25 protein-coding genes and 1 tRNA gene are annotated in these 25936 nt (G+C 71.0%); 17 read left to right on the plus strand and 9 right to left on the minus strand.

The genetic code is table 11. From position 1 onward, the window contains the following. Window positions 1–12: 12 nt before the first annotated feature. A complete protein-coding gene (locus tag ACWD0F_RS21660; RefSeq protein ID WP_449878071.1) occupies window positions 13–1038 on the minus strand; it encodes a phosphotransferase family protein in 1026 nt (341 codons plus the stop codon). Between the two features lie 300 nt (window positions 1039–1338). Between ACWD0F_RS21660 and ACWD0F_RS21665 the strand changes: the two genes are divergently transcribed. Together ACWD0F_RS21665 and ACWD0F_RS21670 are read left to right on the plus strand one after the other, a co-directional pair. Further along, entirely contained in the window at window positions 1339–2277 is a 939-nt protein-coding gene (locus tag ACWD0F_RS21665) for a GNAT family N-acetyltransferase (protein ID WP_449878073.1), read from the plus strand. After that, window positions 2274–3395 carry a DegT/DnrJ/EryC1/StrS family aminotransferase gene (locus tag ACWD0F_RS21670; RefSeq protein WP_449878074.1) on the plus strand — a complete coding sequence of 374 codons (1122 nt, stop codon included), beginning with the start codon at window positions 2274–2276 and terminating at the stop codon, window positions 3393–3395. The genes ACWD0F_RS21665 and ACWD0F_RS21670 overlap by 4 nt, the downstream gene beginning before the upstream one ends. Here the strand turns inward: ACWD0F_RS21670 and pdxR are convergent. Next, window positions 3376–4776: a MocR-like pyridoxine biosynthesis transcription factor PdxR gene (gene pdxR / locus ACWD0F_RS21675; protein ID WP_449878076.1), complete on the minus strand. Its 1401-nt coding sequence runs from the start codon at window positions 4774–4776 to the stop codon at window positions 3376–3378. The genes ACWD0F_RS21670 and pdxR overlap by 20 nt on opposite strands. A gap of 71 nt (window positions 4777–4847) precedes the next feature. Between pdxR and ACWD0F_RS21680 the strand changes: the two genes are divergently transcribed. The 9 genes from ACWD0F_RS21680 to ACWD0F_RS21720 all read left to right on the plus strand — a co-directional run bounded on the left by ACWD0F_RS21680 (window position 4848) and on the right by ACWD0F_RS21720 (window position 15271). Then, a complete protein-coding gene (locus ACWD0F_RS21680) occupies window positions 4848–5486 on the plus strand; it encodes a pyridoxamine 5'-phosphate oxidase family protein (protein ID WP_449878078.1) in 639 nt (212 codons plus the stop codon). An 85-nt stretch (window positions 5487–5571) separates the two neighbouring features. Further along, a complete protein-coding gene (locus tag ACWD0F_RS21685) occupies window positions 5572–8052 on the plus strand; it encodes a protein kinase domain-containing protein (RefSeq protein WP_449878080.1) in 2481 nt (826 codons plus the stop codon). A 112-nt stretch (window positions 8053–8164) separates the two neighbouring features. Next, window positions 8165–9844: a serine/threonine-protein kinase gene (locus ACWD0F_RS21690; protein WP_449878082.1), complete on the plus strand. Its 1680-nt coding sequence runs from the start codon at window positions 8165–8167 to the stop codon at window positions 9842–9844. 22 nt (window positions 9845–9866) lie between these two features. Further along, window positions 9867–11222, plus strand: a complete 1356-nt coding sequence (locus ACWD0F_RS21695; RefSeq protein WP_449878084.1) for a hypothetical protein — start codon at window positions 9867–9869, stop codon at window positions 11220–11222. Window positions 11223–11271: 49 nt separating this feature from the next. Then, on the plus strand, window positions 11272–12588 hold the full coding sequence (locus tag ACWD0F_RS21700) for a DUF2510 domain-containing protein (protein WP_449878086.1): 1317 nt from the start codon (window positions 11272–11274) through the stop codon (window positions 12586–12588). Window positions 12589–12655: 67 nt separating this feature from the next. Next, window positions 12656–13249 (plus strand): oligoribonuclease, encoded by a 594-nt coding sequence (orn, locus tag ACWD0F_RS21705; protein WP_449878088.1) that lies wholly within the window; start codon window positions 12656–12658, stop codon window positions 13247–13249. A 68-nt stretch (window positions 13250–13317) separates the two neighbouring features. Continuing rightward, window positions 13318–13393, plus strand: a tRNA-His gene (locus tag ACWD0F_RS21710). Between the two features lie 155 nt (window positions 13394–13548). After that, window positions 13549–13773: a helix-turn-helix domain-containing protein gene (locus ACWD0F_RS21715; RefSeq protein ID WP_449878090.1), complete on the plus strand. Its 225-nt coding sequence runs from the start codon at window positions 13549–13551 to the stop codon at window positions 13771–13773. A 277-nt stretch (window positions 13774–14050) separates the two neighbouring features. After that, entirely contained in the window at window positions 14051–15271 is a 1221-nt protein-coding gene (locus ACWD0F_RS21720; RefSeq protein WP_449878092.1) for an NAD(P)/FAD-dependent oxidoreductase, read from the plus strand. Window positions 15272–15298: 27 nt separating this feature from the next. On the opposite strand, the gene lat is transcribed toward ACWD0F_RS21720, so the two are convergent. From lat to ACWD0F_RS21745, 5 genes are all read right to left on the minus strand, one after another. Further along, complete coding sequence (lat, locus tag ACWD0F_RS21725) at window positions 15299–16573, minus strand: L-lysine 6-transaminase (RefSeq protein WP_449878094.1); 1275 nt, start codon at window positions 16571–16573, stop codon at window positions 15299–15301. Between the two features lie 98 nt (window positions 16574–16671). Further along, window positions 16672–17211 (minus strand): HdeD family acid-resistance protein, encoded by a 540-nt coding sequence (locus tag ACWD0F_RS21730; RefSeq protein WP_449878096.1) that lies wholly within the window; start codon window positions 17209–17211, stop codon window positions 16672–16674. Between the two features lie 47 nt (window positions 17212–17258). Beyond that, complete coding sequence (locus tag ACWD0F_RS21735) at window positions 17259–17624, minus strand: PPOX class F420-dependent oxidoreductase (protein ID WP_449878098.1); 366 nt, start codon at window positions 17622–17624, stop codon at window positions 17259–17261. After that, complete coding sequence (trhA, locus tag ACWD0F_RS21740) at window positions 17621–18268, minus strand: PAQR family membrane homeostasis protein TrhA (RefSeq protein WP_449878100.1); 648 nt, start codon at window positions 18266–18268, stop codon at window positions 17621–17623. The genes ACWD0F_RS21735 and trhA overlap by 4 nt, the downstream gene beginning before the upstream one ends. A gap of 21 nt (window positions 18269–18289) precedes the next feature. Beyond that, window positions 18290–19753 carry a penicillin-binding transpeptidase domain-containing protein gene (locus ACWD0F_RS21745; RefSeq protein ID WP_449878102.1) on the minus strand — a complete coding sequence of 488 codons (1464 nt, stop codon included), beginning with the start codon at window positions 19751–19753 and terminating at the stop codon, window positions 18290–18292. Between the two features lie 119 nt (window positions 19754–19872). Here ACWD0F_RS21745 and ACWD0F_RS21750 point away from each other — a divergent pair, with 119 nt between their 5' ends. The 6 genes from ACWD0F_RS21750 (at window position 19873) to ACWD0F_RS21775 (ending at window position 24914) form a co-directional block, all read left to right on the plus strand. Further along, window positions 19873–20694, plus strand: a complete 822-nt coding sequence (locus ACWD0F_RS21750; protein WP_449878104.1) for a spermidine synthase — start codon at window positions 19873–19875, stop codon at window positions 20692–20694. A 145-nt stretch (window positions 20695–20839) separates the two neighbouring features. Then, window positions 20840–21742 (plus strand): SPFH domain-containing protein, encoded by a 903-nt coding sequence (locus ACWD0F_RS21755; protein WP_449878314.1) that lies wholly within the window; start codon window positions 20840–20842, stop codon window positions 21740–21742. A gap of 2 nt (window positions 21743–21744) precedes the next feature. Beyond that, window positions 21745–21981, plus strand: a complete 237-nt coding sequence (locus ACWD0F_RS21760; protein ID WP_449878106.1) for a hypothetical protein — start codon at window positions 21745–21747, stop codon at window positions 21979–21981. Then, the gene (locus ACWD0F_RS21765) at window positions 21959–22624 is read left to right on the plus strand and encodes a GOLPH3/VPS74 family protein (protein WP_449878108.1); all 666 of its coding nucleotides are present in this window, start codon (window positions 21959–21961) and stop codon (window positions 22622–22624) included. The genes ACWD0F_RS21760 and ACWD0F_RS21765 overlap by 23 nt, the downstream gene beginning before the upstream one ends. A gap of 37 nt (window positions 22625–22661) precedes the next feature. Beyond that, window positions 22662–23897, plus strand: coding sequence for a DUF418 domain-containing protein (locus tag ACWD0F_RS21770; protein WP_449878110.1), 1236 nt, complete (start codon window positions 22662–22664; stop codon window positions 23895–23897). A 51-nt stretch (window positions 23898–23948) separates the two neighbouring features. Next, a complete protein-coding gene (locus ACWD0F_RS21775; RefSeq protein ID WP_449878112.1) occupies window positions 23949–24914 on the plus strand; it encodes a pirin family protein in 966 nt (321 codons plus the stop codon). Between the two features lie 95 nt (window positions 24915–25009). Here the strand turns inward: ACWD0F_RS21775 and ACWD0F_RS21780 are convergent, their stop codons facing one another. Next, a complete protein-coding gene (locus ACWD0F_RS21780) occupies window positions 25010–25567 on the minus strand; it encodes a superoxide dismutase family protein (RefSeq protein ID WP_449878115.1) in 558 nt (185 codons plus the stop codon). A gap of 92 nt (window positions 25568–25659) precedes the next feature. Continuing rightward, window positions 25660–25935 (minus strand): 4a-hydroxytetrahydrobiopterin dehydratase, encoded by a 276-nt coding sequence (locus tag ACWD0F_RS21785; RefSeq protein ID WP_449878117.1) that lies wholly within the window; start codon window positions 25933–25935, stop codon window positions 25660–25662. Window position 25936: the final 1 nt, after the last annotated feature.

Consider the following 25936-nt stretch of genomic DNA (forward strand, 5'->3'; position numbering starts at 1 on the left):
CTCCTCGGGGGGTCAGGGCTGGTCGAGCATGCGGTGGGCGCGGGAGATCAGGGTGGGTACGGCGGAGCCGATGCGCTCGAATCCCTCCCCAACGGTCTTACCCTGCTTGAACCGGGCGTGGATACCCTCCACGATGACCGCGAGCTTGAAATTGCCGAAAGCGACGTAAAACCCGAGATCCGCGATGTCGCGACCCGACACCTTCGCGTAGTGCGCCGCGAACTCCGCCGCGTTCATGAACCCAGGAGCGACCGTCACGTCCCCCGCCACCGGGATCCCGGCCCGCTCCTCGTCCCCGCGATCGTGCCAGTACGTCAGCGTCAGCCCCAGGTCGGCCAGCGGATCCCCGAGCGTCGACATCTCCCAGTCGACGACCGCCTCGATGCTCAGGTCACCGAGGCTGATGAGCGTGTTGTCCAGCCGGTAGTCGCCGTGCACCAGCGTGCCGGCCGATTCGGCGGGCAGCCGCGCCCGCAGCCGCTCCACCAGCCGGTAGTACTCCGGCAGGTCGGCCGTCTTCGACCGCTCCCACTGCTGGCACCACCGGTCGAGCTGCCTGGCCATGTATCCCTCGGGCCGCCCGAAGTCCGCCAGCCCCACCTCGCGGTAGTCGACGGCGTGGATGGCGGCCAGCACCTCGGCCAGCCGCTCCGACAACCGCCGCGTCTGGCCGGCCGTGGGCTCCCCCAGCTCCTCGCGCGTCCGCACGGCGGCGCCCGGCACATACCCCATGAGATAGAACGGCGCCCCGATGACGTCCTCGTCACCGCAGAAGGCCACCGGCTCGGGGACCGGCACCGGCGTCGGCGCCAGCGCCGAGATCACCCGCCATTCCCGCCGCATGTCGTGCGCCGTGGGCAGCACGTGGCCGAGCGGCGGACGGCGCAGCACCAGCCGGCGCTCGGGGGTCTCGACCAGATAGGTCAGGTTGGATCTGCCGCCCGAGATGAGCGAGACGGCCGAAGGCTCGCCCGCGTCGGGCACGTGCCGGCCCATCCACGCGATCAGATGGGGCTGATCGATCCCAGGTACGGTCATGGCCATACATTAGAACGCCACTCGGTCCTGAATGCTAGCTGGGAATATCGTAACGTTCCGGACCTGCGGTTATGAGCTCTCGCCAGATCGTTTACGCTTGACCGTACACGCCTGCCCGCATGCTGGAAGGCGTGTGCATGCCGACAGTAGGAGCCCATGCGCGTAACCGTTGCTCTCCCCCGTGAGCTGGGACAATCAGAGCTGAGCCGATGGCGGGCCCTGCAGCAGTCAGACACCGCCTTCGATAACCCTTTTTTGTCGCCCGAATTCACGATCGCGGTGAGCGAACTTCGCGACGTCGTGCGAGTCGCCATTATCTCCGACGGTCCCGACATTGTCGGGTTTTTCCCCTTTGAGCGACATCCGCTCGGGATCGGCAAGCCGGTGGCCGCGGGGCTGACCGACGCGCAGGGGCTCGTCCTCGCCCAGGGCGTCGAGCTCGACCCGCGCCGGCTGATCAAGGACTGCGGGCTGGCGGTCTACGAGTTCGACCACCTCATGTCGGGGCAGCCGCTGCTGTCCGGGCACTATGAGCGGCATCCGTCGCCGATCATCGACCTGAGCGACGGCTATGAGACCTACGCCGGCTGGCTGCGGGAAAACTCCGGCAAGACGTACAAGACCACCCTGGCCAAGGCGCGCAAGCTCCAGCGTGAGGCGGGGACGACGCGCCACGTCTACGCCACCACCGACCTGGAGCCCCTGCACACGCTGCTGAGCTGGAAGACCGACCAATATCGCCGCACGGGCCGCACCGACAGGTTCTCCCACCGGTGGATCGTGGAGCTGGTCGAGCGGCTGCTGGCCACCCAGTCCGACGACTTCGCCGGGGTGCTGGACATGGTCTACGCGGACGACCGGCCGGTGGCGGGGCATTTCGGGCTGCGCACGCGTAAGACGCTGGTCGGCTGGTTCCCCGCCTACGACCCCCATTTCGCGAAATACTCCCCCGGCCTGATCCACCACCTGGGGATGGCCGAGCACGCCGCCAAGTCGGGGATCCAGATGATCGACATGGGCCGTGGCCAGAAGGAGTACAAGGACAAGCTCAAGACCGGCGAGCTCCAGGTCTGCGAGGGGCGGGTGGCCCGGCTCAGCCCGGCGGCGGCCGTGCACTGGATGGTGCGCGTGCCGGCGCGCAAGACCCGCGCCACGGTCCTGGCCAACCCCTTGCTGCTGAAGACCGCGGACAAGGCGTTGAAAACGTACGGCAGACTCCGTAGTGTCCTGCAAGGGTGAAGCTCATCGCAGAGCGCACGGGCCGTCACTGCCTGTCGCTACCGTCCAACCGCGTCGGCCTCTACCTCGCACTACGCCACTGGTGCACGCCCGGCCAGCGGCTGCTCATGTCGCCGATCTCGGCTGACGAGATCCTCTTCCTCGTGCTCGCCGCCGGACTGCGACCGGTGATCGCGCCGCTCTCCCCCCGCGACGGCAACATCGACGTCTCGCGGGTCGATCTCGCCTCGGTGGACGCCGTCCTGACGACCAACCTGTACGGCCTGCCCGACCGCGTCTCCGCATTCGCCGGAAAGATCCTGATCGAGGACGTGGCGCACGCCATGGAGACCGCCGTCGGCGGGCGCCCGCTGGGGACGTTCGGCCAGGCGGGGGTCTTCAGCCTCTCCAAGCACGCGAGCGCGGGCTCGGGCGGCGTCCTGGCCGTCGAGCACGAGTCCGACCTGCGCGCCCTCACGCAGGCCCGCGACGCGCTGCTGACCGGTGGCTCCTGGCGGGCCGACCTGCTCAGCGTGGCCACCTCGATGGCCCGCCAGGGAGCGCTCAAGCTCGACCGCGTCCGCCCGGCGCTCAAGCTCATGCGCGCCCTCGGCATGCAGGAGGAGCGCGACGGCTACCGCATCGCCCTCGACCCGCAGGGGCTCGCGGAGGCGCTGCGGCACGTGCCCGCGCTGCCGCCCTTCGACCAGTGGGTACGCGCCGACCTGCACCACTACCGCGCCCGGCGCGGCCGCCTGATCCAGTGGTACCGGTCGAGGCGCCTGGCCAAGGTCCCCGCCGACCGGCCCCGGCGGCTGGCGGGCGTCGAGCTGCTGGCCGGGCTGCCCACGGTCGCGCCCGCCGTGCGCGACCACCTCGACCAGCCGCTGTTCCGGGTGCCGCTGCTGGTCCGCGAGCGCGACGCGGCCATCGCCGAGCTGGAGCGGCGCGGGGTCGCGACGGGCTACCTCTACGACCCGCCGTACGACGACTACGCCCCCGCGTTCACCGTGGCCTCCCCGCATCCGGGCCCGGCCCGCTGGTGGGCCCGGCACGTGCTGCCGGTGGACCCGCTGTACGCCACCCGCGCCCTCCCGGTCCTGCGTGAGCTGAAGCCGCCTATAGAGGAGCAGACCTGACCGGCTCCGCCTGAGCGTCCTGGATGAGCCCGGCGAGCACGGCGCAACCGCGGCGGACCTCCGGGAGCGAGGCGGAGCCGTACCCGATCACCAGGCCGGTCAGGCGGGCGCGGCCGTGGTGGTGGCGCTCGGTCGCGTCGAGCAGGACGCCGCGCTCCCTGGCCCGCTCGACCACGACGGGCGCCACGGCCGCGGGCAGCTCCGCCAGGACGTGCAGCCCGGCCGTGTCGCCGCGCAGGCGGCAGACGGGGCCGAGGAGCTCGACGACGGCGGCGCGGCGGCGGGCGTACTCCAGGCGCATCCTGCGCAGGTGCCGGTCCAGGTCACCGCGCTCCAGGAGGGTGGCCACGGCCTGCTGCACGGGGCCGCTGGTGCGGTCGGCCACCGCGCGGCGCAGGCCGGCGATCCTGCCGACCAGCTCCGGCTCGCCCACCAGCCAGCCGACGCCCACGTCCGGCGCGAGGATCTTGGAAAGCGTGCCCAGGAGCACCACGCGGGAGGGGTCGAGGCCGTAGAGGGCGGGCAACGGGGCCACGTCGTAGCGGAACTCGGCGTCGTAGTCGTCCTCCACGATGGTCGCGCCCGTGCTCCTGGCCCAGGCCAGCAGGCGCTCCCTGCGCGGGATCGGCAGCCGGCCGCCCAGCGGGTACTGGTGCGCGGGCGTGGTGTAGAGCACCCGCAGATCGCCGGGCAGCTCCTCGACGATCACGCCGTCCTCGTCCACCGGGCACGGCACCACCTGCGCGCCCCTGGCCGCGAACACCGTGCGCGCCACGTGGTAGCCCGGGTCCTCGACGCCGGCCCGCGCGCCCGAGCCGAGCAGGGCCAGCGCGCACAGGTCGAGGCCGTTGCCGGTGCCCCTGGTGACCAGGATGTTCTCGGGGCCGACGGCCATGCCTCTGGCCCGCCTGAGGTGGTCGGCGAGCAACTCCCGCAGGTGCGGCAGTCCGTAGGGGTCGGGCTCGGCGCCGGGCGGCAGGTCGGCGGCCTTGCGCCAGGCCCGCTTCCAGGCCGCCCGGTCGTAGTCGCGCACCCATGGCTCGCCGGGCCGCAGGTTGATCGCGTCCACCGGGGGCGGCTCGGGCGCCGGCACGTACGGGCTCTCGCGCGGCGGCGGCGGCCGTTCCATGTCGGCCACGAACGTGCCCGAGCCGTGCCGCCCGTCCAGCCACCCCTCCGCGTAGAGCTGCTGGTACGCCTCCGTCACCACGGTCCTGCTGACCACGAGCTGGGTCGCGAGGGCGCGCGTGGACGGCAGCCGCTCGCCGGAGGCCAGCGTGCCGGCCAGCATGGCGCGGCGCAGCCAGTCGGCGAGCTGCGTCGTGAGCGGCGTGCCGGAGCGTCGTGATAGAGATACGGGCAGGTCAACGTGGGTGCGCACAGAAGTGGTCTTCGCGAAGGGGTCGGTAGTGGCCCTACAGAATAGGTCCACTTCGTCGTTACGGTCGAATCATGCTCTCCACCACACCCCGCACCACGCTCGGCCGCGAGAAGCAGCGCGGCAGCACCGACAGAGACGACCTGTACGAGGTGCTCGACTCCGGACTGGTCTGCCACCTGGGCGTGGTGGTGAACGGCCACCCCATGGTCGTGCCCACCGGCTACGGGCGCGTCGGCGAGACCCTCTACCTGCACGGCTCCACCGGCGCCACGTCGCTGCGCACGGGCGACGGCGGCGAGGTGTGCGTCACGGTCACGCACGTGGACGGCATCGTGCTGGCCCGCTCGATCTTCCACCACTCCGTCAACTACCGCTCGGCGGTCATCTACGGCGCGGCCCGGCTGGTGACCGATCCCGATGAGCGCATGGAGGGCCTGCGGGCCCTGTCCGAGCAGCTCGCCCCGGGCCAGTGGGACTACGTCAGGCTTCCCTCGCGCAAGGAGCTCGCCGCCACGGCCGTGCTGGCGCTGTCGCTGGAGGAGGCGTCGGTCAAGATCCGGCGCGGCGGGCCCAAGGACGAGGAGGAGGACTACGACTTGCCGGTGTGGGCCGGCGTGCTTCCCCTGGTCACGTCGTGGGGCGAGCCAGAGCGTGATTCTCTGCTCCCAGAAGGTATCGATACGCCTGTTCACATCCTCCATCGGGAGTAGTTCCATAAATTCGGCACCACCTGGAAAACCTGACCCCTTGATCGCACGTCTCATCTGGTGGGCCGGCTCCGATGGGAGAGGCAAAATGGAGTGGAGCGCTCCCGGATATACCGAGATCAAGCGAATTGGCGTGGGCGCCAGCGGGCGCGTCGCGCTGGCCGTACATGACGAGACCGGTGTGCAGGTCGCGATCAAATACCTGTCCGAGGAGTTACGGCGCGATCCCGCCGCCCTGGCCAGGTTCCAGTCGGAGGCGCGGCTGCTGACCACGTTGCGCGATCCGAACATCGCCACGATGTGGGAGTACATCCAGGACGCCGGCGGCGCGGCCATCGTGATGGAGCTGGTCAACGGCGTCTCGCTGCGCGCGCTGCTGCGCGAGAACGGCGTGACCGAGCCGGAGGCGGCGCTGGTCGTGCTGAAGGGCTCGCTGCTCGGCCTGGCCAGGGCGCACGCGATGGGCCTGGTGCACCGCGACTACAAGCCGGAGAACGTCCTCGTCCGCGACGACGGCGTGAGCAAGCTCGTCGACTTCGGCATCGCCGTCCGCCAGGGCACGGCCTCGGTTCCCGAGGGCACGCCTCCGTACATGGCGCCCGAGTTGTGGGACGGGCGGCCCGCCTCGCCGTCGACCGACGTGTACGCGGCCACCGCCGTCTTCTTCGAGTGCCTGACCGGCCACCGGCCCTACCGCTCCACCGAGCCCAGCGTGCTCGGCTACCAGCACGTGCACGCCCCCGTGCCCTTCCACGACGCGCCGGAGCCGGTGCGCGGGCTGATCAGGCGCGGCCTGGCCAAGGATCCCGCGCAGCGGCCGGCGAGCGCCGAGGCGTTCGTGACGGAGCTGGAGAGCACCGCGCGGGCGGCGTACGGGGAGGACTGGGAGGAGCGCGGCAAGCGGCGGCTGGCCGCGCTCGTGGCCCTGCTCGCCCTGCTGCTGCCCATGCCCCAGGGGCCGCCGCCCGAGGTCTCCACGTCGCTGGCCAGGACCGTGTTCAGGAAACTGCGCTCGAACGGGCTGCAGTCGAGCGCGGTGCGGGTCGCCATGGGCGGCGTGCTGGCCACGGTGGTGACCGTGGCCGTGGTGGTCGTGCTGACCAACCGGCCGCAACCGCCTGCGGAGGGGATCGGCGCGGCGGCGGCCGGCCCGCCGTCCCAGGGCACGACGGAGCCTGCGGCGATCATTCCGTCCGCCCCGGAGACCACCCCCGAGCCGACGCCCGAGCCGACGCCCGAGCCGACGCCGGAGCCGACGCCGGAGACGACGCCCGAGAGCACGCCCGAGGTCGCGCCGCAGGAGTCGCCGGCGGTGTTAGTGCCCGAGGAGACGCCCACGAGCTCCCTCGCGCCGGCGGCCACCACGCCGGCCGAGCGCCCCAAGGCCACCCCGACGCGGACCAGAACCCGCACCCCGACCGCGACCCCGACACGAATCAGAACCCGCACGCCTACGTCCACGCCGACCCGGACCAGGACGCGCACCCCGACGCCCACGCCGACCCCGACGCCAACTCCCACGCCGACACCGACGCCCACCCCGACCCCCACCCCGACCCCGACCCCGACCCCGACGGTCCAGACGCCGGCGCCGGCCACGACGGTGCTCGGCGTGACGCTGGGCCGTCTCACGGTCAGCGAGGGCTCGGTCGCCGGTGGCACCGTCACCCTGACCACCAGCGGCACCGGCACCGTCATCGCCACCGCCACCTGGACGGCCCCCGGCACGAACGGCCGCACCCAGCGCCTGCGCCTGAGCGGCGCCAGGTCCTACACCCAGGCGCTCACGTGGTCCATGGGCGAGCGCGCCTGCGGCGGGCCGGTCACGCTGACCGTCACCACCTCCCCCGCCGCGCCCGGCGGCGCCAGAAGGGCCTCGCAGCCCCTGCCGGCCTGCCCGACGAGGGTGACCGGGCTGCGCGTCAGCCTGAACGTGCCGGCGGCACCCGGCCGCACGGCCACCGCCCGGGTCAGGCTGACCGCCAGCGGCCCGGCGGAGATCCCGGTGCGGGCGGAGTTCGCGGTGAACGGCGACTCGGTCGCCACCCGTTCGGCCACCCTGTCGGGCCGGACCGCCTACTCGCGGGCCTTCACCTACACCTTCAGGACCCGCCCCTGCGGCTCGACGTTGTCGGTGCGGGTGAGCGCGGGCGGCAGAACGGCCACCGCGCGGGCCACGGTGACGTGCCCGGCGCAGGTGCGGCGGGTGTCGATCGTGCGGGCCGGCCCCGGTGACGGGCTCACCGCGACCGTCTCGGTGACCACGGCGAACACCCAGCCGGTACGCCTGACCGTGCGATTCTCGGTCGGCGAGGGCGGCGATTCGCAGTCGGCCACCCTGTCCGGCGAGACGACGTACACCCAGACCTTCGTCTACCAGGGGAAGATCTCCTGCGGCATGAAGTGGTCCGTGACCGCCTCGACCGACCCGGCGGCGGCCGGCGGCAGCGACAGCGCGAGCGGGACCACGGCCGCGTGCCCCTCCGATGATGAGGAAGAGGAGGAGCCGGAGCAGGAGGAGACCGCCACCAAGACCCCGCGCCCCGAATCTTCAGAGAAGATCGAATAGCCAGGTAAGACACACTTATCGGGATATCAGTAGCGGGAAAGCGGTTCCCTCTGGTTAAGCTACGGACCGTTTGATGAGGGTGGGGGCCCAAACAACTCCAGAGGAGACCGTTATGTACGGTGATGGGCAGTGGGGGGTCCCTGGCTACACCGAAGTCCGCGAGCTCGGCTCGGGATCCGCCGGACGTGTGGTGCTGGCCAGGCGCGACCACGACGGCGTCGAGGTGGCCATCAAGTATCTCAGCGACGAGCTGAGAGCGGACGTGGGCTTCGTCGCCCGCTTCCGGCATGAGGCACGACTGCTCGGCACGCTCCAGAGCGTGCACCACGCCAGGCTGATCGACTACGTCGAGACCGGCCACGGCGCGGCGATCGTCATGGAGCTGATCAACGGGGTGTCGCTGCGCGAGATGCTCCGGTCAGAGGGCCCCACGGGCCCTGAGGCGGCCCTCACGGTCCTGAAGGGCTCGCTCCAAGGTCTGGCCTCCGCCCACGCGATCGGGGTCGTGCACCGCGACTTCAAGCCCGAGAACGTGATGGTGGAGGGCGAGGGCACCAGCAAGCTCGTGGACTTCGGCATCGCGGTCCGTGCGGGCGAGGGCGCGAGTGCCGCGGGCACGCCGCCGTACATGGCGCCGGAGCAGTGGTCGGGCGGTCCAGCGGCGCCGTCCACGGACGTGTACGCGGCGACCGTGGTGTTCTTCGAATGCCTGACGGGCGTCCGGCCCTACCGCGCGCCCAACCTCGCCGCGCTGGCCCGGCAGCACCAGAGCACGCCGCCGCCGGTCGACGACGTGCCCGCGCCGCTGCGCGGCCTGATCGAGCGCGGCCTGGCCAAGCACGCGGGCGATCGGCCGCCGTCTGCGGAGGCGTTCCTGACCGAGTTGGAGGCCGTCGCGGCCGGGGCCTACGGGCCGGACTGGGAGGAGCGCGGCCGCCGCCGCCTGGCCGCCCTCGCGGGCCTGCTGGTCCTGCTCTTCCCGAGCGCCCTGGAGGAGCCGGGGCTGGTGCAGACCGCGCTGGCCGAGACCAGGTTCCGCGACCCGTCGCGCATCCTGCGGAAACTGCCCGCGAAGGTCGCCATCGGCGCGGCCACCGTCGGCGTGCTGGCCGCCGTGGCCGTGGTCGTCGTCAACGCCTCGGCCGGGGAGCCCGTGCTGCGGGCGCAGACCAGTCAGGTCACGCCGACCACGGCCGTTCCCGCCACGCCGGAGCCGGCCGAGACCGAGCCCGAACCCGAGCCCACCCTCGACGAGACCACCCCGGATCCCACGGTCACGCAGAGCGCCGCGCCGCCGCCCGTGCTGCCGACGGCCACCCGGCCCGTCAGGACGCCCTCGCGCAGGCCCACGCGCCGACCCACGCCGACCCCCGTCAAGACGCCTGCCAAGAGCACGAAGCCGACGCCGACCGCCAGCCCGACCCCCGATCCCGACCTGACCGGCCAGATCAACGAGAACGGCGACGGCACCGCTCCGCCCACCCCGCCCAGAACCACGCCGCCGGCCACGACCCGGCCGCCGCGCCCGGTCCCCACAACGGCCGAGCCCTCGCCCACCACCACCAGGACCGTGGAGACCCCGACGGACAGCGAGGTGCCGACCAAGGGCGAGCCCACGGGCGGCAACGAACCCACCGGCGGCGAAGAGCCGGTGCCCCAGGAGCCACGACTCGACAGTGCGAGCAAGGCTCAGGCGGCACTGCTCGCACTCGGCCTGGTGACGTCCGGCGCCATTCCGGTCACACTTGCGGTGAGACGCCGCATGGCGGGCCGCCACAGAAGGAAGCGTTAGAAAAGCGCCGGGGGGCGAGGGGATGACCAACCCTGGACACGGTATCGCCGGATTCCGGCTTACCGAGCACACCTGGATGACCGAACTCGGCAACTGGATCGACGCCATCTCACCCGACGGCCGCAGGGCGGGGGCGTTGTTGTTCGACCCGAAGATCATCGGGTCTCCCGGCGTGCGCGACCGCGTGGTGGCCGCGGTCATGACCGACCAGCGGCTCGTGCTGGGCGGCATGACCGGGCTGATCCCGGTGGCGGACGTGGTCGCCGCCGGCGACCAGGTCTGGCTGCTCACCGGGCAGGCCGTCAGCCCCACCCTGGGCGATCTGCTCGCCGCCGGGCCGATCGATCCGGGCGGCGCGGCGTCGGTGCTGGTGGAGACGGCCCACACCCTGGCGGCGCTGCATGCCGCCGGGATCACGCACGGCTCGGTGCACCCGGGCACGGTGGTGGTCACGGCGGAGGGCGCCGCGCTGCTGTCGGAACGCGGCCTGTCCGACGCCATCCGCGCCCAGGTCTCCCCGCGCGAGCGGGACGCGGCGGGATGGGCGTCGCTGGCCCGCGGGCTGGCGGCCGCGTTCGGGCCCGGCTCCTCGCGGGCCGCCGAGTTGTTCGAGCGGGTCGCGGCCATGGCCGGCACGCTGGGCCTGGCCGCCGCCCGGGACACGCTGGTCGCGGAGCGGGCGGTGCTGCCCGGCGGCGTGGTCAGCAGGGACCGGCTGGCGCAGGCGGCCCGGGGCAGGTCGGCGTTCGCCCAGGCGCCGGCGTACGCGCGGGCTCCGATCGTGCCGAGGGACGAGGGCGACATCGTCACGCTCCTGCACGTGCCCGGCCAGTCGGCAGGACCCGTGCGGTTCGGGCCGGGCATCGGCACCCAGCCGCAGGGGCCGGAGACGCCGGCCGAGCGGATCTGGCGCGGCGGCCGGGACGAGGCCGCCACCGAGCAGCACCCTGGCGCCCGGCTGACCAAGGCGTCACGCAAGCGCCGGCGGCGCACGGTCCTCGCCACGGCCGTCTTCGCGGCCATCATGGCCGGGGCGGTCCTGGCCTGGTTCAAGCTGGGCAACGCGCCGGCGCTGGCGGTCACCTCGATCAACGTGGTCGCGCCGAAGAAGACGCAGCGCTGCGACAGCGTCGTGCTGATCAACGCCAAGGTCGTCACCAACGGGGCGCCCGGCCAGGTCACCTACGAGTGGCGCAAGAACCTCGACAAGGTCGTCGTGAAAGGAACGCTGCGCACGAACGCGGATCAGACGTCGTACACGGTGCCGCTGCGGTGGTCGCTCAGCGGAAAGAGCAACGTCAAGGCCACCGCGACGCTGAAGATCCTCACTCCGGGGCCGGTGCGCACGGACAAGGCGAGCTTCACGTACAAGTGCTGATCTCCGGCCAGCAATGCATATCAAAGCGGTTCTTACTAATCTGGCGAACATGACCACGCAGACCCCCGCGGGCTGGTACCCGGACCCCTACGGAGAGCCCCAGCTCCGCTGGTGGGACGGCAACCAGTGGACCGACGCCACGCACGCCCAGGAGCAGGGTCCTGGCGGGCCCCAGCAGCCGGCCTCCGGCCCTCAGCGACAACCACAGTCCGGCCCGGTGGGCCCGGCGGGCCCTTCCGGTCCATCGGGCGCCTCCGGCGGCCACGACTGGTCGGCGACGCCGGCGAATCCCACGCTCCAGTTCGGCCAGCCGACCTACGGCCAGCCCACGTACGGCCAGCCTTCGGGCGGCCAGCCTTCAGGAGGCCAGGCCTCAGGCGGCCAGGCCTCCGGGGAGCAGCCCGCGTACGGGCAACCCCCATCAGGTGGACAGCCCGCGTACGGGCAACCCCCATCAGGCGGCCAGCCCGCGTACGGGCAGCCCCCATCAGGTGGACAGCCCGCGTACGGGCAGTACGGGCAGCCCACGGGTGAGCAGCACGCCTACGGGCAGCCGTCCGTCCAGTGGGGTGGCTCGCCGCTGCCCGGGCCCGGCTACGGGCCGCCGCCCAAGCAGAGCAATCCGCTGCCCTGGGTGTTCGGCGGGCTGGCGGCGCTCGTGGTCGTCGCGCTGATCGTGGTGGCCGGGATCTTCTTCATCAACCGGAGCGACAGCACGGAGGTCGCGTCGCCTTCGAGGCCGAGCGACACGTTCGAGACTCAGGAGCCGCCCAGCAACGAGCCGCTGCCCAGCCAGCCGCCCGGCCAGAGCGCCGACCTGCCCAAGGCGGACGGCGGCCGCGTCACCGACCCGAAGGCGGGCGTCTCCTTCGAGGTGCCCGACAAGTGGACGGTCCCGCGGTCCGCCGAGATCAACAACGGGCAGCCGACCGAGCAGCAGTGGTCGGGCGGCGTGCAGGGCATCTCGCAGCAGGACTACGAGGGCACGAACGACTGGGTCGGCAACGTCTACACCTCGGTGCTGAACGAGCTCTATCCCTACAGCGGCGCCTCAGGCATGAGCGAGACGGCGAAGACGGTCTTCGTCGACTTCTCCACCAGGTACTACACCCTCGCGCACGAGAGCAAGATCCTGCAGGACAAGGCGATGAAGATCGGTGACCGTGACGCCTGGGTGCTGCAGTTCGAGCTCGACTTCACCAAGGTGTCCGAGGAGAAGGGCTACAAGTGGAAGAAGGAGAACGGCGCGATCGTGCTGATGGACCGCGGCGCGGGTGAGAGCCCGGCACTGGTGTACGTCTCCGTTCCCGACAATATGGGCACAGACGTGGTCGGCAAGGTCCTCAGCTCACTCAAGCCCGCATGACCAGTGGCACTAGGCTGGAGGGGTAGAAGCGGGCGGATTGCTCCGAGCCGCTGGGCGAGGAGATCGAATGAGTGACTTGCTGGTCTGGATCGACTGTGAGATGACCGGGCTCGACCTGAGCCGCGACGCGCTCGTCGAGGTGGCGTGCGTCATCACCGACAGCGAGCTCAATCAGGTGGACACCGGCGTCGACGTGGTGATCAAGCCGCCGCCGGAGTCGCTGGAGCAGATGTCGCAGGTGGTGCGTGACATGCACACCAACTCGGGGCTGCTGCCCGAGCTGGCCGGCGGCGTGACCTTGGCGGAGGCCGAGTCGCTCGTGCTCGACTACATCCGCCGGCACGTGCCCGAGCCGAAGAAGGCGCCGCTGTGCGGCAACTCGATCGGCACGGACCGCACGTTCCTGGCGCGCGACATGCCCGGGGTGGACGGCTATCTGCACTATCGGATGGTCGACGTCTCGTCGATCAAAGAGCTGGCCCGCCGGTGGTATCCCCGGGTCTATTTCGCCGCGCCCGAGAAGCAGGGCGGACACCGGGCTCTGGCCGACATCACGGAGAGCATCAGGGAGCTGCGTTACTACCGGGCGGCCATCTTCGTGGGCCAGCCGGGGCCGGATTCGACGACCGCCAGATCGCTGGCGGAGCGGGTCAGCAACTAAAGGAGTGGCGTAAAGACTCCCGAACCCCGCTACACTTTTCCTGTGCCGCCACGACAGCGGCGGCCATGGTGGGTGTAGCTCAGTTGGTAGAGCGCCAGGTTGTGGTCCTGGATGCCGAGGGTTCAAGTCCCTTCACTCACCCCAAGCGCGAACGGCCGGTCCTTCGGGACCGGCCGTTGTCGTTTTCTCCCGACAACGGCCCCAAATTATGACAATGCGAGTTATGCTCGCTGTCTACCGTTAACGCCGGAAGCACGGGGGCCGGCGATGTGACCGTCTGCCCGCCCCCCGGAGGCCGGATGAGAGTCGACGACGCAGCGTTCGACAGCGTGCTCACGTCCCTGAGCAAGCGCGAGGCCGAAGTCATGGACCTGATCGCCACGGGCCAGTCGAACGGCCAGATCGCGCAGCGCCTGTTCCTCAGCGAGAAGACCGTCAAGAACCACGTCAACCGTATCTACGCCAAGCTCGGCGTCGCCTCCCGGGTCACCGCCATCGGGCTGTGGCAGTCGCGCCAGGAGTAAGCCTCACCCGGTTGGGCCAGGCCCCTTCCCGGCCGCCCCCTGATCACGGCCGACATCGGCCTTTTCGGCGTGCCCGGAAAGCGGGAGGCGGGCCTCGGTGACCGTGCCCCGGACGCACACCCTTTCGGCAGTGGTCGAGCCGGACCTCCGCGTCGGTGGCGCGTCCCGCGCGCGGGACGTTCGCCGGCCGTCGCGGTGCGAGGCTTGCAGGGTGGTTTAGGAGATGCTGGTGGTGCTATAGGCATCCATGACGGTGTTCGCGGGGAAGGACCTTGTCATGGTGCAGAGAGCGCGTGTCGTGGTCGTGGGAGCCGGCTTCGCGGGACTGGCCGCCACCCGGGAGCTGGCGAAGGGCGGCGCGCTGGTGACGCTCGTCGACCGCAACCCGTACTCCACCTTCCAGCCCCTGCTCTACCAGGTCGCCACGGCCGGGATGGGCACGTCCGACGTGTCCTATCCGACCCGCACCTTCGCCGCCAGGTGGCCTAACGTGCGGGCGCGCCGCGCGGTGCTGCGCAAGGTGCTGCCGGACGAGCGGCGCGTGGAGTTCGATGACGGGACCGGGCTCGACTACGACTATCTGGTGGTCGCCACCGGCGTCACCACCAACTGGCTCAACGTCGAGGGGGCGCGCGAGCACTCGCTGCCGATGTACTCCCTCCATGACGCGGCGGAGTTGCGGCGGCGCCTGCAGCACTATCTGGAGGACACCGCGACGGGCAAGCGCCCCAGCATGCACGTCGTGGTGGTGGGCGCGGGCGCGACGGGGGTGGAGACGGCGGGCACGCTGGCCGAGCTGCGCCGGCGGACGATGCCGCTGACGCATCCCGAGATCAGGCCGGACCAGACGAGCGTGACCCTGGTCGAGCGCTTCGACTACGTGCTGGCCCCGTACAAGCCGCGCCTGCGCGACCAGGCGGCCAAGGCGCTGCGCGCACGGGGTGTGCGGCTGCGGCTCGGCTCCACGGTCGCGGCGGTGGAGGCGGACGCGGTGGTGCTGGCCGACGGCACGAGGCTGCCGAGCGACGTGACCGTGTGGGCGCTCGGCGTCACCGCGCCCGAGCAAGTGTCCGACTGGGGGTTGCCGCAGGGCAAGGGCGGCCGGGTGACGCTGACGGAGGCTCTGCACCTGCCCGGCCATCCCGAGATCTTCGTGGCCGGCGACCTGTCGGGGCCGCCCGACGCGCCGCCGCAGCTCGCCCAGCCGGCGCTGCAGATGGGCAAGCACGTCGGACAGCAGATCATCGCGGCCTCGCAGGGCAGGCCGCTGGAGCGGTTCACCTATCGCGATCCGGGCATCATGGCCACCGTCGGCAAGGCGGAGGCGGTGTTGCAGCTCTCCAACGGGCTGACCATGCACGGGTTGCCGGCCTGGCTGGCGTGGATCTTCGTGCACGTGGCCTACCTGCTGGGCGGGCGCAACCGGGTCAGCGTGCTGCTCAACTTCTTCTGGCGCTACTTCGGACCGCGCCGCAGCGCCACCAGCATCACGCAGTGAGCGCCCCCGGCCGCAGCGCCACCTGCTTCACGCGGTGAGCGCCGCCGACAGGGCTTGGAGGCCGTGGTCGATGTCGGCCTCGGGGATGTTCAGCGCGGGGCGCAGGCGGACGGAACGCGGCCCGCAGGGCAGCACCAGCACCCCGTGATCCTCCCTGAGCCGGGTCACCAGCGCGTCGCGCGCGGCCTGGTCCGGCAGGTCGAACGCGCACATCATGCCCCTGCCGCGCACGTTCGACAGGGACTCGGGGCGCTCGGCCTCCAGTTTGGTGAGGCGTTCGAGCAGCAGGTTGCCCAGACTCCCGGCACGGGCGATCAGGTCGTCGCGTTCGATGATCTCCAGGATGCCCCGGCTGCGCACCATGTCCACGAGGCCGCCGCCCCACGTCGAGTTGATCCGGCCGCTCTGCTGGAACACGTTGTCCGGCACCTGGTCCACCCTGCCGCCCGCCATGATCCCGCCCACCTGGACCTTCTTGGCGAACGCGACGACATCGGGAGCGAGCCCCAACTGCTGGTACGCCCAGGGCGTGCCGGTCGTCCCGCCGCCCGTCTGGACCTCGTCGAGGACGAACAGGGCGTCGTACTCGTGGCACATGTGCTGCATGGCCTGCAGGAACTGGGGCCGCATGTGGTTGTCGCCGCCCTCCCCCTGGATCGGCTCGGCGATGAAGCAGGCGATGTCGTGCGGATGGCGCTCGAACGCGGCACGCGCCTGCGCGAGCGCGCGCTCCTCGGCCGCCGCCACGTCGCCGAAGTGCACGGCGGGCACGTCGATCCGCGGCCAGTCGAACCGGGGGAAGCGGTCGATCTTGCCCGGCTCGGTGTTGGTCAGGCTCATCGTGTAGCCGCTGCGCCCGTGGAAGGCCTTCGTCAGGTGCAGGACCTTGGTGCCCAGGTCGCGTGACCTGCCCGCGGCCTCGTTGCGGCGGCTCTTGTAGTCGAAGGCGGTCTTGAGCGCGTTCTCGACGGCGAGGGCACCGCCTTCGACGAAGAACAGGTGCGGCAGCGCGGGGTCGCCGAGCACACGGACGAACGTGTCGACGAAGTCGGCCAGGTGCTCGGTGTAGATGTCGGGGTTGGCCGGCTTGTTGCGGGCGACCTGGCCGAGCAGGAGGGCGAAGTCCGGGTCGAACGGCGGGTTCACGCCGAGCGGGGCGGAGGCGAAGAAGGTGTAGAAGTCCAGGTAACGGCGGCCGTTCCGGGCGTCGACGAGCCAGGAGCCGTGGCTGAGCTCCAGGTCGAGAACGAGGCGGTAGCCGTCGACGAGCAGGTGGCGGGCAAGGCGGGTGTGTACGTCCATGGCCTCTCCACAACAGGTCGGGCGAACTGCACGTTCCTCTCGGGAACGCCGACTTATACGCAAAATTTACGGCATATCACTACCCGAAGAGAAGTTCTTCACGCGGAAACGCCGGGCGCGTGTTTCTTCACCTGGAACGACAGGACGACCATGGCGATGCCGTACAGGATCGCGAAGACGGCGACCAGCCAGGCGAGGCTGAGCAGGCCCGCGCCTGGCCAGACGAGCAGCAGGACGCCGAAGATCACCGACAGGACACCGCCGACGATGAGCATCCACTCGGTGTCGATGACCTTGCGCAGATGGATGCCGGCCACGATTTCGGAGACGCCGGCGATGATGGCCCAGAAGGCCACGATGTAGAGCAGGGCCAGGGAGGTGATGCCCGGCCACACAAATGCCACTATTCCGGCCAAAATGCTGACAATTCCGGAAATGATGAGCCAGGCCCTCGATCGCACTCCGTGCCGGAACCCGGCGATCAGCTCGAACACCCCGCTGACCAGCGCGTACGCACCGAAGCAGATCACCAGCACGAGCACGGTGATGCCCGGCCAGAGCAACGCCAGAATGCCGAAGATGATCGCCGCGACACCGCGTACGAGCAACGGCCACCACGATCGCGAGATATCTTCCATGCTGGTCTGTTTTTCCGAGACGTCCTAGAGAACAGACCAGCATCGGGTCAAAAGTCGGTGATCCGCACGGCCACGGTCCCGGCGCTCCCCCGGCGCAGCTTGCTGCCGAGCAGCGTGAGGCGCCCGATGAGCCCGTATTTCCGGCCGAACAGCCCACGCACCCGCTCGGTCCCCGCCGCGTCGAGCAGCTCCGCCCTGCCCTTCACCGGCTCGGTCTTCAGGGTGCCCCGGAAGTCGCAGCCGGCCACGGCGACCTCGGGGTTGTTCCTGATCCGTTTGACCTTGCCCGAGTCGGCCGGGGTCCAGACGACCACCGCGTCACCGTCCTGGGCCACCCACAGGGGGGTCGCGACGGGCGTGCCGTCCTTACGGTAGGTGGTCAGCGAGATGTACTGCTGGGTGCCGAGGTTCACACATGGGAGTAGACCACGATCGAGACCGCGATGTACTGCACGAGGTAGGCGGCGATGGTGAAAGCGTGGAAGACCTCGTGGAAGCCGAACCAGCTCGGCGAGGGATCGGGGCGGCGCAGGCCGTAGACGACGGCTCCGGCGGAGTAGAACACGCCGCCGATCGCCACCAGCACGACGGCGGCCACGCCCGCGCCCTCCAGCAACTGCGGCATCACGAAGATCGCGGTCCAGCCCAGCGCCAGGTAGAGCAGGGTGTAGAGCCAGCGCGGGGCGGACATCCAGAAGACCCGGAACAACACCCCGGCCAGCGCGCCGCCCCAGACGGTGGCGAGCACCGCCACCCTGGCCACGCCGTCCATCGCCAGCAGGGCGAAGGGCGTGTAGGTGCCGGCGATGATCAGATAGATGTTGGCGTGGTCGGCCCTGCGCAGGAACTCCGCCAGCCGGGGGCCGAGCGTGCTGCGATGGTAGGTCGCCGAGATGCCGAACAACAGAGCCGACGTGAGCGCGTAGACCACGGAGGCCAGACGGGCCTGCACGGTCGGGCCGAGTGCCACGAGCACGAACCCGGCGACCAGCGTCACGGGCAGCGCTCCAGTGTGCAACCAGCCGCGCAGCCTCGGCTTAACGGTGATGGTCGTCATGGAAACCTACGGTACCGTAGGTTAGAGGCCGTTGAGGAAGCGGGCCGCTATGGGGACCGCCACAGCGCCACCCGCGCCGCCGTGCCGGACGAACACGCAGAAGGCCAGGTCATCGAGGTAGCCGATGAACCACGCGTGCGACTCCTCGCCCTTGACCTCGGCCGTTCCCGTCTTGCCCGCCACGCCCTCCGGCAGCCCTTTGTCAGAGGCGGTCCCGTAGTCCACGACGGCGGCCATCATGCCTCTGAGCCCGGCCACGACGCCGTCGTCGAACGTGAGGTCGGCGGCCGGCAGCCCGTCGATGCGGATCGCCTCCGGCTTCGACAACAACCGGGGCGCGCGCCAGGTGCCGCTCTGCACGGCGGCGGCGAGGGCGGCCATGCAGAGCGGGGTCGCGACGACCTCGCCCTGACCGATCACGTCGGATCCGAACATGTCGGGATCGGTGGTGTCGGCCATGGAGCCGCAGGCCCCGCCGACGCCGGTCGCCATCGACCGGCCGAACCCCCACTCCCGCGCCGTCTCGTGCAGCTCCTGCGCCGTGAGCCGGGTGGTGGCCTGCTCGATGAACGTCGTGTTGCAGGAGTAGGCGAACGCGTCGGTGAGGCTGACCAGCCCGCGGTCCACCTCGCCGTCGTTGTGGAAGGGCCGGTGGAACGGGATCGTGTACGTGCCCGGGCACTGGAGCTGGTCCGCCGGATCGAGCCCGCTCCCGAGCAGCGCCGCCGCGGTGATCGTCTTGAAGACCGACCCCGGCGGGAAGGTGTCGCTCATGGCGCTCAGATTGTCCTCCAGGCGGTCGGCCAGGGCGACGATCTCTCCCGTGCTCGGCCGGATGGCGACGATGGCGGAGTCCTCGACCTCGTCCAGCGCACGGGCGGCCGCCGCCTGCACGGGCCGCGACAGAGTGGTGCGCTCGATCTTCACCTCGGGCTGTCTGGCCATGAGCTGCCTGTCGGGCAGCCCGGGCACCTTGGACAGCAGCTCCCAGCCGCGGCCTGCCTCCTCGAACTCGGGCTGGAGCCGCTCCAGGTACGCCTCCGCGTAGCTGTCGTTCGGGATCTTGTCGCCCTCGCTGGTGACCAGCTCGGGCGAGGAGGCGTCGATCGGGCCGACCTCCAGCGTGCCGCCGTCCTTGAGCAGCGGATGCAGCGTCTCCGGGGCCCATAAGACCTTCCACGCCCGATCGCGTACGCCCAGCCGTAACGTGCTCTCGAAGGGCCACTCCCCGAACTGGGCGAGCTGCCGCACTCCCGCGAACGGCATCTCGGCGCTCGCCTGCCCCGTGCTCTTGAGCGGCCCCGGCGTGAGCTGGATGGACTCGACGTGCAGCCGGTCCGACAACTCGCGGTGCCGGCCGATGAAGTCCGGCGGCGGCTGGTAGACCAGGCGGGCCATGGCCGGCACGTCGCCCCTGCGCCACGCCTGGAAGTAGGCGGTCGCCGTCTGCGCCGCGCTGCCCTTGACCCGGTCCGACGCCAGCACGGCGAAAGCACCCGCCCCGACTACCGCGACTACCGCGATAACGAGCACAATCAGCCTTCGTCGTCGCATACGGTTTCTCCCAGGAGGGGATCAGCGTGGCACGTGGACAGCGGGAACCGATGCCTGGCCTTTATCCGGTGACGTTCGGGGAGATCGAGCTTCTCCGGGATCTGGACAGGCAGGACGGCTGGGTGCTGTCCAAGGATGGCGTACCTCAGTCCTACGTTGATCTACAAGACCCGACATTTCTCGATTTTGAGTATGTACGACTCATGGCGGACGTGATCGACCTTCTCGCGGAAGGGCCGCTGAGCTGCGTGCACGTGGGCGGTGGCGCCTGCACGATCCCCCGCTACGTCGCCGCCACCCGCCCCGGCTCCAGGCACATCGTCATCGAGCCCGACGCGCGGCTGGTCAACCTGGTGCGCGAGCAGCTGGACCTGCGTTCGGTGCCCCGGCTGAAGGTCATCGTCGAGGGCGGGCGCGAGGGCACCGCCAAGATCTGGGACGACTCGGCCGACCTGGTGGTCCTCGACGCCTTCTCGGGGGCCACGATGCCGGTGGAGCTGGCGACGCAGGAGTACATGGGCGACCTCGCCAGGGTGTTGCGGCCCGGCGGGACCCTGCTGATCAACATGGCCGACGGCAAGGGGCTGGCGTTCGCCCGGCGGCTGCTGGCCACCGTCACCGGGACGTTCCCGCACGTGGCCCTGCTGGCCGAGCCGGGGATCATGCGCGGGCGGCGGTTCGGGAACCTGATCGTGGCGGCCTCGCGTGCGGCGCTGCCCGTGGACCTGCTGACCCGGCGCGCCGCCGGTGGGCTGACGCAGGCACGGTGCGTGCACGGCGGGGCGCTGACGAACTTCATCGCCGGGGCGTACCCGATCAAGGACGGCGACCCCGTGCTCGCGCCCGTGCCGCCGCCCGCCGTCTTCGGCTGAGCCCCGAACGAACCCCTGCCGACGAACCCTCTTCCCCGTGCGCGCAAAAAGTGATATCACTTTGCTAGCGAACAGACATCATAGGAGGGGACGGACGATGGCGGGATCACCAGCAGGAGCCACGCTCGAAGGACCGGTCGTGGACATGCCCACACCGCACACGCACGAGCACCCGGTGCGGGCCGCCAACGGCTTCGTGCTGCTGGGACTTGGGTTGGCGCTGCTCCTGGCATCGGTCGTGCTGCTCGTCGTGGGGATCGCCCTGCTGATCAGCGGGGCGGGGCAGCCCGGGGCGTGGGCGATCGTGGCGGCGGTGCTGGCCTTCGGGGTGGGCCTGACCCTGCTCTTCGGCCTGACCGCGGTGGCGCCGGGCGAGGCCAGGGTCGTGCAGCTCCTCGGCCGTTACATCGGCACCCTGCGCACGCCGGGCCTGCAGTGGGTCAACCCCTTCAGCATGCGGCGGCGGGTGTCCACCAGGATCCGCAACCACGAGACCGAGGTCACGAAGGTCAACGACGCGGACGGCAGCCCGATCCAGATCGCGACCGTGGTGGTCTGGCAGGTGCGGGACACGGCGCAGGCGGTGTTCGAGGTGGATGACTTCGTGGAGTTCGTCGCGATCCAGGCGGAGACGGCCGTGCGGCACATCGCGGGCCACTATCCCTACGACTCGCACGGCGAGCCCCGGCTCTCCCTGCGGGACAACGCCGACGAGATCAACGAGCGGCTGTCGGCGGAGATCGCGGCCCGGGTGGACGCCGCCGGGGTGCACGTCATCGAGTCCCGCATCATCCACCTGGCCTACGCGCCCGAGATCGCCCACGCGATGTTGCGGCGCCAGCAGGCCGGCGCGGTGGTGGCGGCCCGGCAGCGGATCGTCGAGGGCGCGGTCGGCATGGTCGAGACGGCGCTGGCCAGGCTCGCCGAGCACAACGTGGTGGACCTGGACGAGGAGCGCAAGGCGGCCATGGTGAGCAACCTGCTCGTGGTGCTGGTCGGCGACCGCGACGTCCAGCCGGTGGTCAACGCCGGAACGCTTTATCAGTAATCGTGGTGGAACGGAAGAAAATCCTGCTGCGGCTCGACCCGGTGGTGCACGACGCGCTGGCCAGATGGGCGTCCGACGAGCTGCGCAGCACGAACTCCCAGATCGAGTTCCTGCTGCGCAGAGCGCTCGCCGAGGCCGGGCGCCTGCCGGAGGGCGTGGGCGGGATGCGCCCCCGGGGGCGGCCCAGAAAGAGCGCGGACGAGGAGGAGGAAGCGGATGGAGACACCGGAGTGGGATGAGCGGGGTGAGCGGGGTGAGTCCCTGCCGAGGTCGGCCTTCCTGCTGACCTTCGACCTGCGCAAGGAACGGCTGCACAACAAGGGCCAGCTGGGTTACCTGGTGCGGGCGGCGGCGCTGGCCGAGCTCCTGCTGGGCGGCAACCTGGCGGACGAGGCCGGCAAGGCGCTGGCGCTCTCGCCGCCCCGCCGCCACGCCGGGCCCCTGCAGGAGCTGCTCTGGGAGCAGATCTCGCAGTCAGAGCCGCGACCGTGGCGGCACTGGGTTCGCAAGGAGAGCACGCGCTCGTACCGCCTGGTCCGTGACGAGCTGGCGGCGGCCGGGCTGATCCAGGTGGAGTCGCGGCGGATCCTGCTGATCCCGGTCTGCCGGATCACGCCGCGCCGGCCGTACCTGTCGCGCCGGCTCGCCGAACGCGTCGGGCGGGCGGTCCTCGGCGGCCTGCCCATCGGCCGGGTGGACCAGGACATCCGGGTCCTGTCCGCGCTGGCCGCGGCCGTCCGGCTCAGGGTGGTCCTGTCCGGGCGGGATTGGAGCCGCGGCAAGGCCAGGATCGCGGAGTTGTCCGAGCCGGTCGAGCCGATCTCGACCGCACTGCGCAAGACCGTCGAAGCGGCCCAGGCGGCGACCTACAGCGGCGGCTGACGGGAGCGTCGCGACCACACCAAGAAGGAGCGCACTCGTGAACACGTCGATCCAGGCGTCCTCTCAAGCGCCCGGCCTCACGGAGCGGGCCCTGGCTCCGGATCTCGCGCGGGGCGTCATGCTGCTGGCCATCGGCTTCGCGCACGCCCCGCTGTTCGTGACCCTCGTCGACCGCGGCCCCGACCTGGCGAACCGGGCCACCGCCCTCTTCCACCTGCTCTTCGTCAACAACCACGCGCGACCGCTGTTCGCCTTCCTGTTCGGCTACGCGCTGGTGCAACTGATGAACCAGCGGCTGCGGCGCGGAAGCGACCCGGTGAGCGTGCGCAAGCTGCTGCGCCGCCGGGGCTGGTGGCTCGTCGCGATCGGGTTCGCCCACACGGCGCTGCTGGTGCCCACCGACATCCTGGCCGGGTACGGCCTCGCCGCCGTCCTCCTGATCGGCCTGTTACGGGTCAAGGACGCGACGCTCCTGTGGGCGGCCGGGCTCAGCCTGGTGCCGGCGACCGTGGCGGTCGCCTTCGCCATGTGGTTCCCGCTGTCGCAGGGCGTCTCGACCTACACCCTGGGAAGCATCGCCGCGGGCACGAGGGGCGTCGCGGAGATGTTCGTCGAACGGCTCACGACCTGGCCGTTGACCATGACCGCGACCATCCTCGCGGTCATGCCCGGGGTGATCCTCGGCATCTGGGCGGCGCGCAGGCGTCTCCTGGAGGAGCCGGGGCGGCATCGCGGCTTCCTGATCCGCGCCACGGCGATCACCACGGCGCTCTCCCTGCTCGGCTCCATCCCCGTCTGGCTCGTCGAGGCAGGGGTGTGGAGCGGGCTCGCGGACGGCGCGCTGCTGGCCGTGGCGGTGGCCCAGCCGCTCACCGGCTATTTCGGCGGCATCGGCCTGGCCGGCCTCGTCGCTCTCGTGGCGCTCAGGATCGGCGACCGGCGCGGTCCGGTGACCACCGCCGTGGCGCCCGGGACCGGCGACCGGCGCGGCCCGGTGACCACCGCGTTCCAGGCGCTCGGGCAGCGCTCCATGAGCTTCTACCTCTTCCAGTCCGTCGTGTTCGTCGTGGTCTTCCATCCGTACGGGCTCGGGCTGCAGGACGATCTCGGCCTCGCGGGCGCCACGGTGGTGGCCGTGGTGACGTGGTCGGCGTCGCTCGCCGCTGCCGAGGTGATGCGGCGGGCCGGCCACCGGGGCCCCGCGGAGCTCCTGCTGCGCCGGCTCGCCTACGGCCGGGAGCGCCAGGCCGGATCCGCGCCCCAGGCGGAATAGTTGAAAAGTAAATTTAGTTGAGCAGGGCAGATCCGCTGGAAGGAGCGCGACATGCCTGCCGTCACCGTTGAGAACCTCCTCAGCCTCCCGCGCCTCCCCGAGCCCCGCGCCGGGGAGCTCGGGCGCAAGGTGCTCGCCGTCGAGACCGCGCCCAGCGGATTCGAGGGCGAGGGCTTTCCCGTCCGCCGGGCACTGGCCGCCATCAAGCCCGAATACCTGGACCCGTTCGTGATGATGGATCAGATGGGGGAGGTCGACTACGCGGCGGGCGAGCCCAAGGGCACGCCGTGGCATCCGCACCGCGGGTTCGAGACCGTCACCTACATGATCGACGGCGTGATGGACCACCTCGACTCCAACGGCGGCGGTGGCACGATCACCAACGGTGACACGCAGTGGATGACCGCGGCGCGGGGCATCCTGCACAAGGAGGCGCCGCCGGAGTGGCTGGTGCAGCAGGGCGGGCTGTTCCATGGGATCCAGCTCTGGGTGAACCTGCCGGGCGCGAAGAAGATGATCGAGCCGAAATATCAGGACATCAGGGCTTCCAGCGTCGCGCTGCTGAGCAGCCATGACGGCGGGGCCCTCGTCCGGCTCATCGCGGGCGACCTCGGCGGGAACGTCGGGCCGGGGAGCACGCAGACGCCGATCACGCTGCTGCACGCCACCGTCTCTCCCGGGGCGCGGCTGGTGCTGCCGTGGCGCAAGGACTTCAACGCGCTGGCGTACGCGCTGTCCGGGCGCGGCACGGCCGGCGTCGAGCGGCGGCCGTTCCACAGCGGGCAGCTCGCGGTGTTCGACGGCTTCGGCAACCGGCCGGGGCTCACCACCGCGGGCGAGAGCGTGACGATCACCGCCAAGGACACCCTTGAGATCATCGTCCTGGGCGGCGCGCCCATCGGCGAGCCGGTGGCGCACCACGGCCCGTTCGTCATGAACACCCGCGCCGAGCTGGTCCAGGCGTTCGAGGACTTCCAGGCGGGCAGGCTCGGCGCCATCCCGGCCGGACACGCCTGACAGCACCCGAGATCCACCGGGCCCGCGCGCGTTCGCGCGGGCCCGGCCGTGATAGGACGACCGGGCCCGCACGAACGCGCGCGGGCCTCACCGGGTCAGGGTGTCTTCTTCACCGTCAGGCAGGCGATGCGGTCGCCGGCCATCCCCGCCTCCGGGCCCGAGGGCGTGGTGCTCTTGGCGTGGATCACCAGCGAGGCCGGCAGGCGGGACGCGTCCAGCGCCCAGTCGTTGCGGGCCGTCGAGTTGGCCGTGCCCTCCTCGTCGGTCTCGAAGTCGAGCCAGACCTCGCTGGCCCGGCTGGCCTCCCCCGCGTGGTGCTGGTAGTGGGGGCCGGAGGCGTCGGGCTGCGCGCCGCAGGGCTTGGTGTGCAGGTGGGCGCCGTAGCGGCGATCAGGAAGGAGCCCTTCGACGACGAGCGAGGTGCGGGTCTGGTCGCCGGTGGACTCGGCGGTGAGGCTCGCCTGCGCGCCCCTCGGGGCGAGCTTGCGGTTGTAGGCGATGGCCGCGGTGTCGGACGAGGTGAACTCGCCGGCGCCCGACAGAGTGATCCCCTTCGCAGGGGATCTGGCCGGGCTCGCCGCCTCGTGGAGCGGCGCGGGCTGGCCCGCGCAGGCCGCCGTGAGCAGGATGAGCAGGAGTGCGGGCACGCGCATGAGACCCCCTCATGGTTCGAGCCCCCACGACATGAGGCTCGGGGAGGGCACCACTCTAACGAGTCACCGATCAGCTACGTACGGTATTCGCGTCAGGCGCCGTGTTTCGCCGCGATCTCGTCGATCACGGCGGCCAGCGCGAAGTCGGCGTCGGTCAGGCCCCCCTGGTCGTGCGTGGTGAGCGACAGGTGCAGCGTGCGCCACCGGATGTCGATGTCCGGGTGATGGTTGCGTTCCTCGGCGCGTACGGCGATCTCGTCGACGATGCGGATGGCCGCGGGGAAGTCGGGGGCGGTGACCGTCCGCCTGATCTCCTCGCCTTCGCGCCGCCATGCGGGCAGGTCGGCGAGCTTGCTCTCGATGTCCATG

It is taken from the genome of Nonomuraea sp. NPDC002799 (assembly GCF_053592075.1).

Excerpts from the sequence above, each read along its gene's own strand:
- ACWD0F_RS21660 (WP_449878071.1), bottom strand. The coding sequence starts at position 1,038 with ATGACCGTACCTGGGATCGATCAGCCCCATCTGATCGCGTGGATGGGC.
- ACWD0F_RS21680 (WP_449878078.1), top strand. The coding sequence starts at position 4,848 with ATGCTCTCCACCACACCCCGCACCACGCTCGGCCGCGAGAAGCAGCGC.
- ACWD0F_RS21685 (WP_449878080.1), top strand. The coding sequence starts at position 5,572 with ATGGAGTGGAGCGCTCCCGGATATACCGAGATCAAGCGAATTGGCGTG.
- ACWD0F_RS21690 (WP_449878082.1), top strand. The coding sequence starts at position 8,165 with ATGTACGGTGATGGGCAGTGGGGGGTCCCTGGCTACACCGAAGTCCGC.
- ACWD0F_RS21695 (WP_449878084.1), top strand. The coding sequence starts at position 9,867 with ATGACCAACCCTGGACACGGTATCGCCGGATTCCGGCTTACCGAGCAC.
- ACWD0F_RS21700 (WP_449878086.1), top strand. The coding sequence starts at position 11,272 with ATGACCACGCAGACCCCCGCGGGCTGGTACCCGGACCCCTACGGAGAG.
- orn (WP_449878088.1), top strand. The coding sequence starts at position 12,656 with ATGAGTGACTTGCTGGTCTGGATCGACTGTGAGATGACCGGGCTCGAC.
- ACWD0F_RS21715 (WP_449878090.1), top strand. The coding sequence starts at position 13,549 with ATGAGAGTCGACGACGCAGCGTTCGACAGCGTGCTCACGTCCCTGAGC.
- ACWD0F_RS21720 (WP_449878092.1), top strand. The coding sequence starts at position 14,051 with ATGGTGCAGAGAGCGCGTGTCGTGGTCGTGGGAGCCGGCTTCGCGGGA.
- lat (WP_449878094.1), bottom strand. The coding sequence starts at position 16,573 with ATGGACGTACACACCCGCCTTGCCCGCCACCTGCTCGTCGACGGCTAC.
- ACWD0F_RS21730 (WP_449878096.1), bottom strand. The coding sequence starts at position 17,211 with ATGGAAGATATCTCGCGATCGTGGTGGCCGTTGCTCGTACGCGGTGTC.
- trhA (WP_449878100.1), bottom strand. The coding sequence starts at position 18,268 with ATGACGACCATCACCGTTAAGCCGAGGCTGCGCGGCTGGTTGCACACT.
- ACWD0F_RS21750 (WP_449878104.1), top strand. The coding sequence starts at position 19,873 with ATGCCTGGCCTTTATCCGGTGACGTTCGGGGAGATCGAGCTTCTCCGG.
- ACWD0F_RS21755 (WP_449878314.1), top strand. The coding sequence starts at position 20,840 with ATGCCCACACCGCACACGCACGAGCACCCGGTGCGGGCCGCCAACGGC.
- ACWD0F_RS21765 (WP_449878108.1), top strand. The coding sequence starts at position 21,959 with ATGGAGACACCGGAGTGGGATGAGCGGGGTGAGCGGGGTGAGTCCCTG.
- ACWD0F_RS21775 (WP_449878112.1), top strand. The coding sequence starts at position 23,949 with ATGCCTGCCGTCACCGTTGAGAACCTCCTCAGCCTCCCGCGCCTCCCC.
- ACWD0F_RS21780 (WP_449878115.1), bottom strand. The coding sequence starts at position 25,567 with ATGCGCGTGCCCGCACTCCTGCTCATCCTGCTCACGGCGGCCTGCGCG.
- ACWD0F_RS21785 (WP_449878117.1), bottom strand. The coding sequence starts at position 25,935 with ATGGACATCGAGAGCAAGCTCGCCGACCTGCCCGCATGGCGGCGCGAA.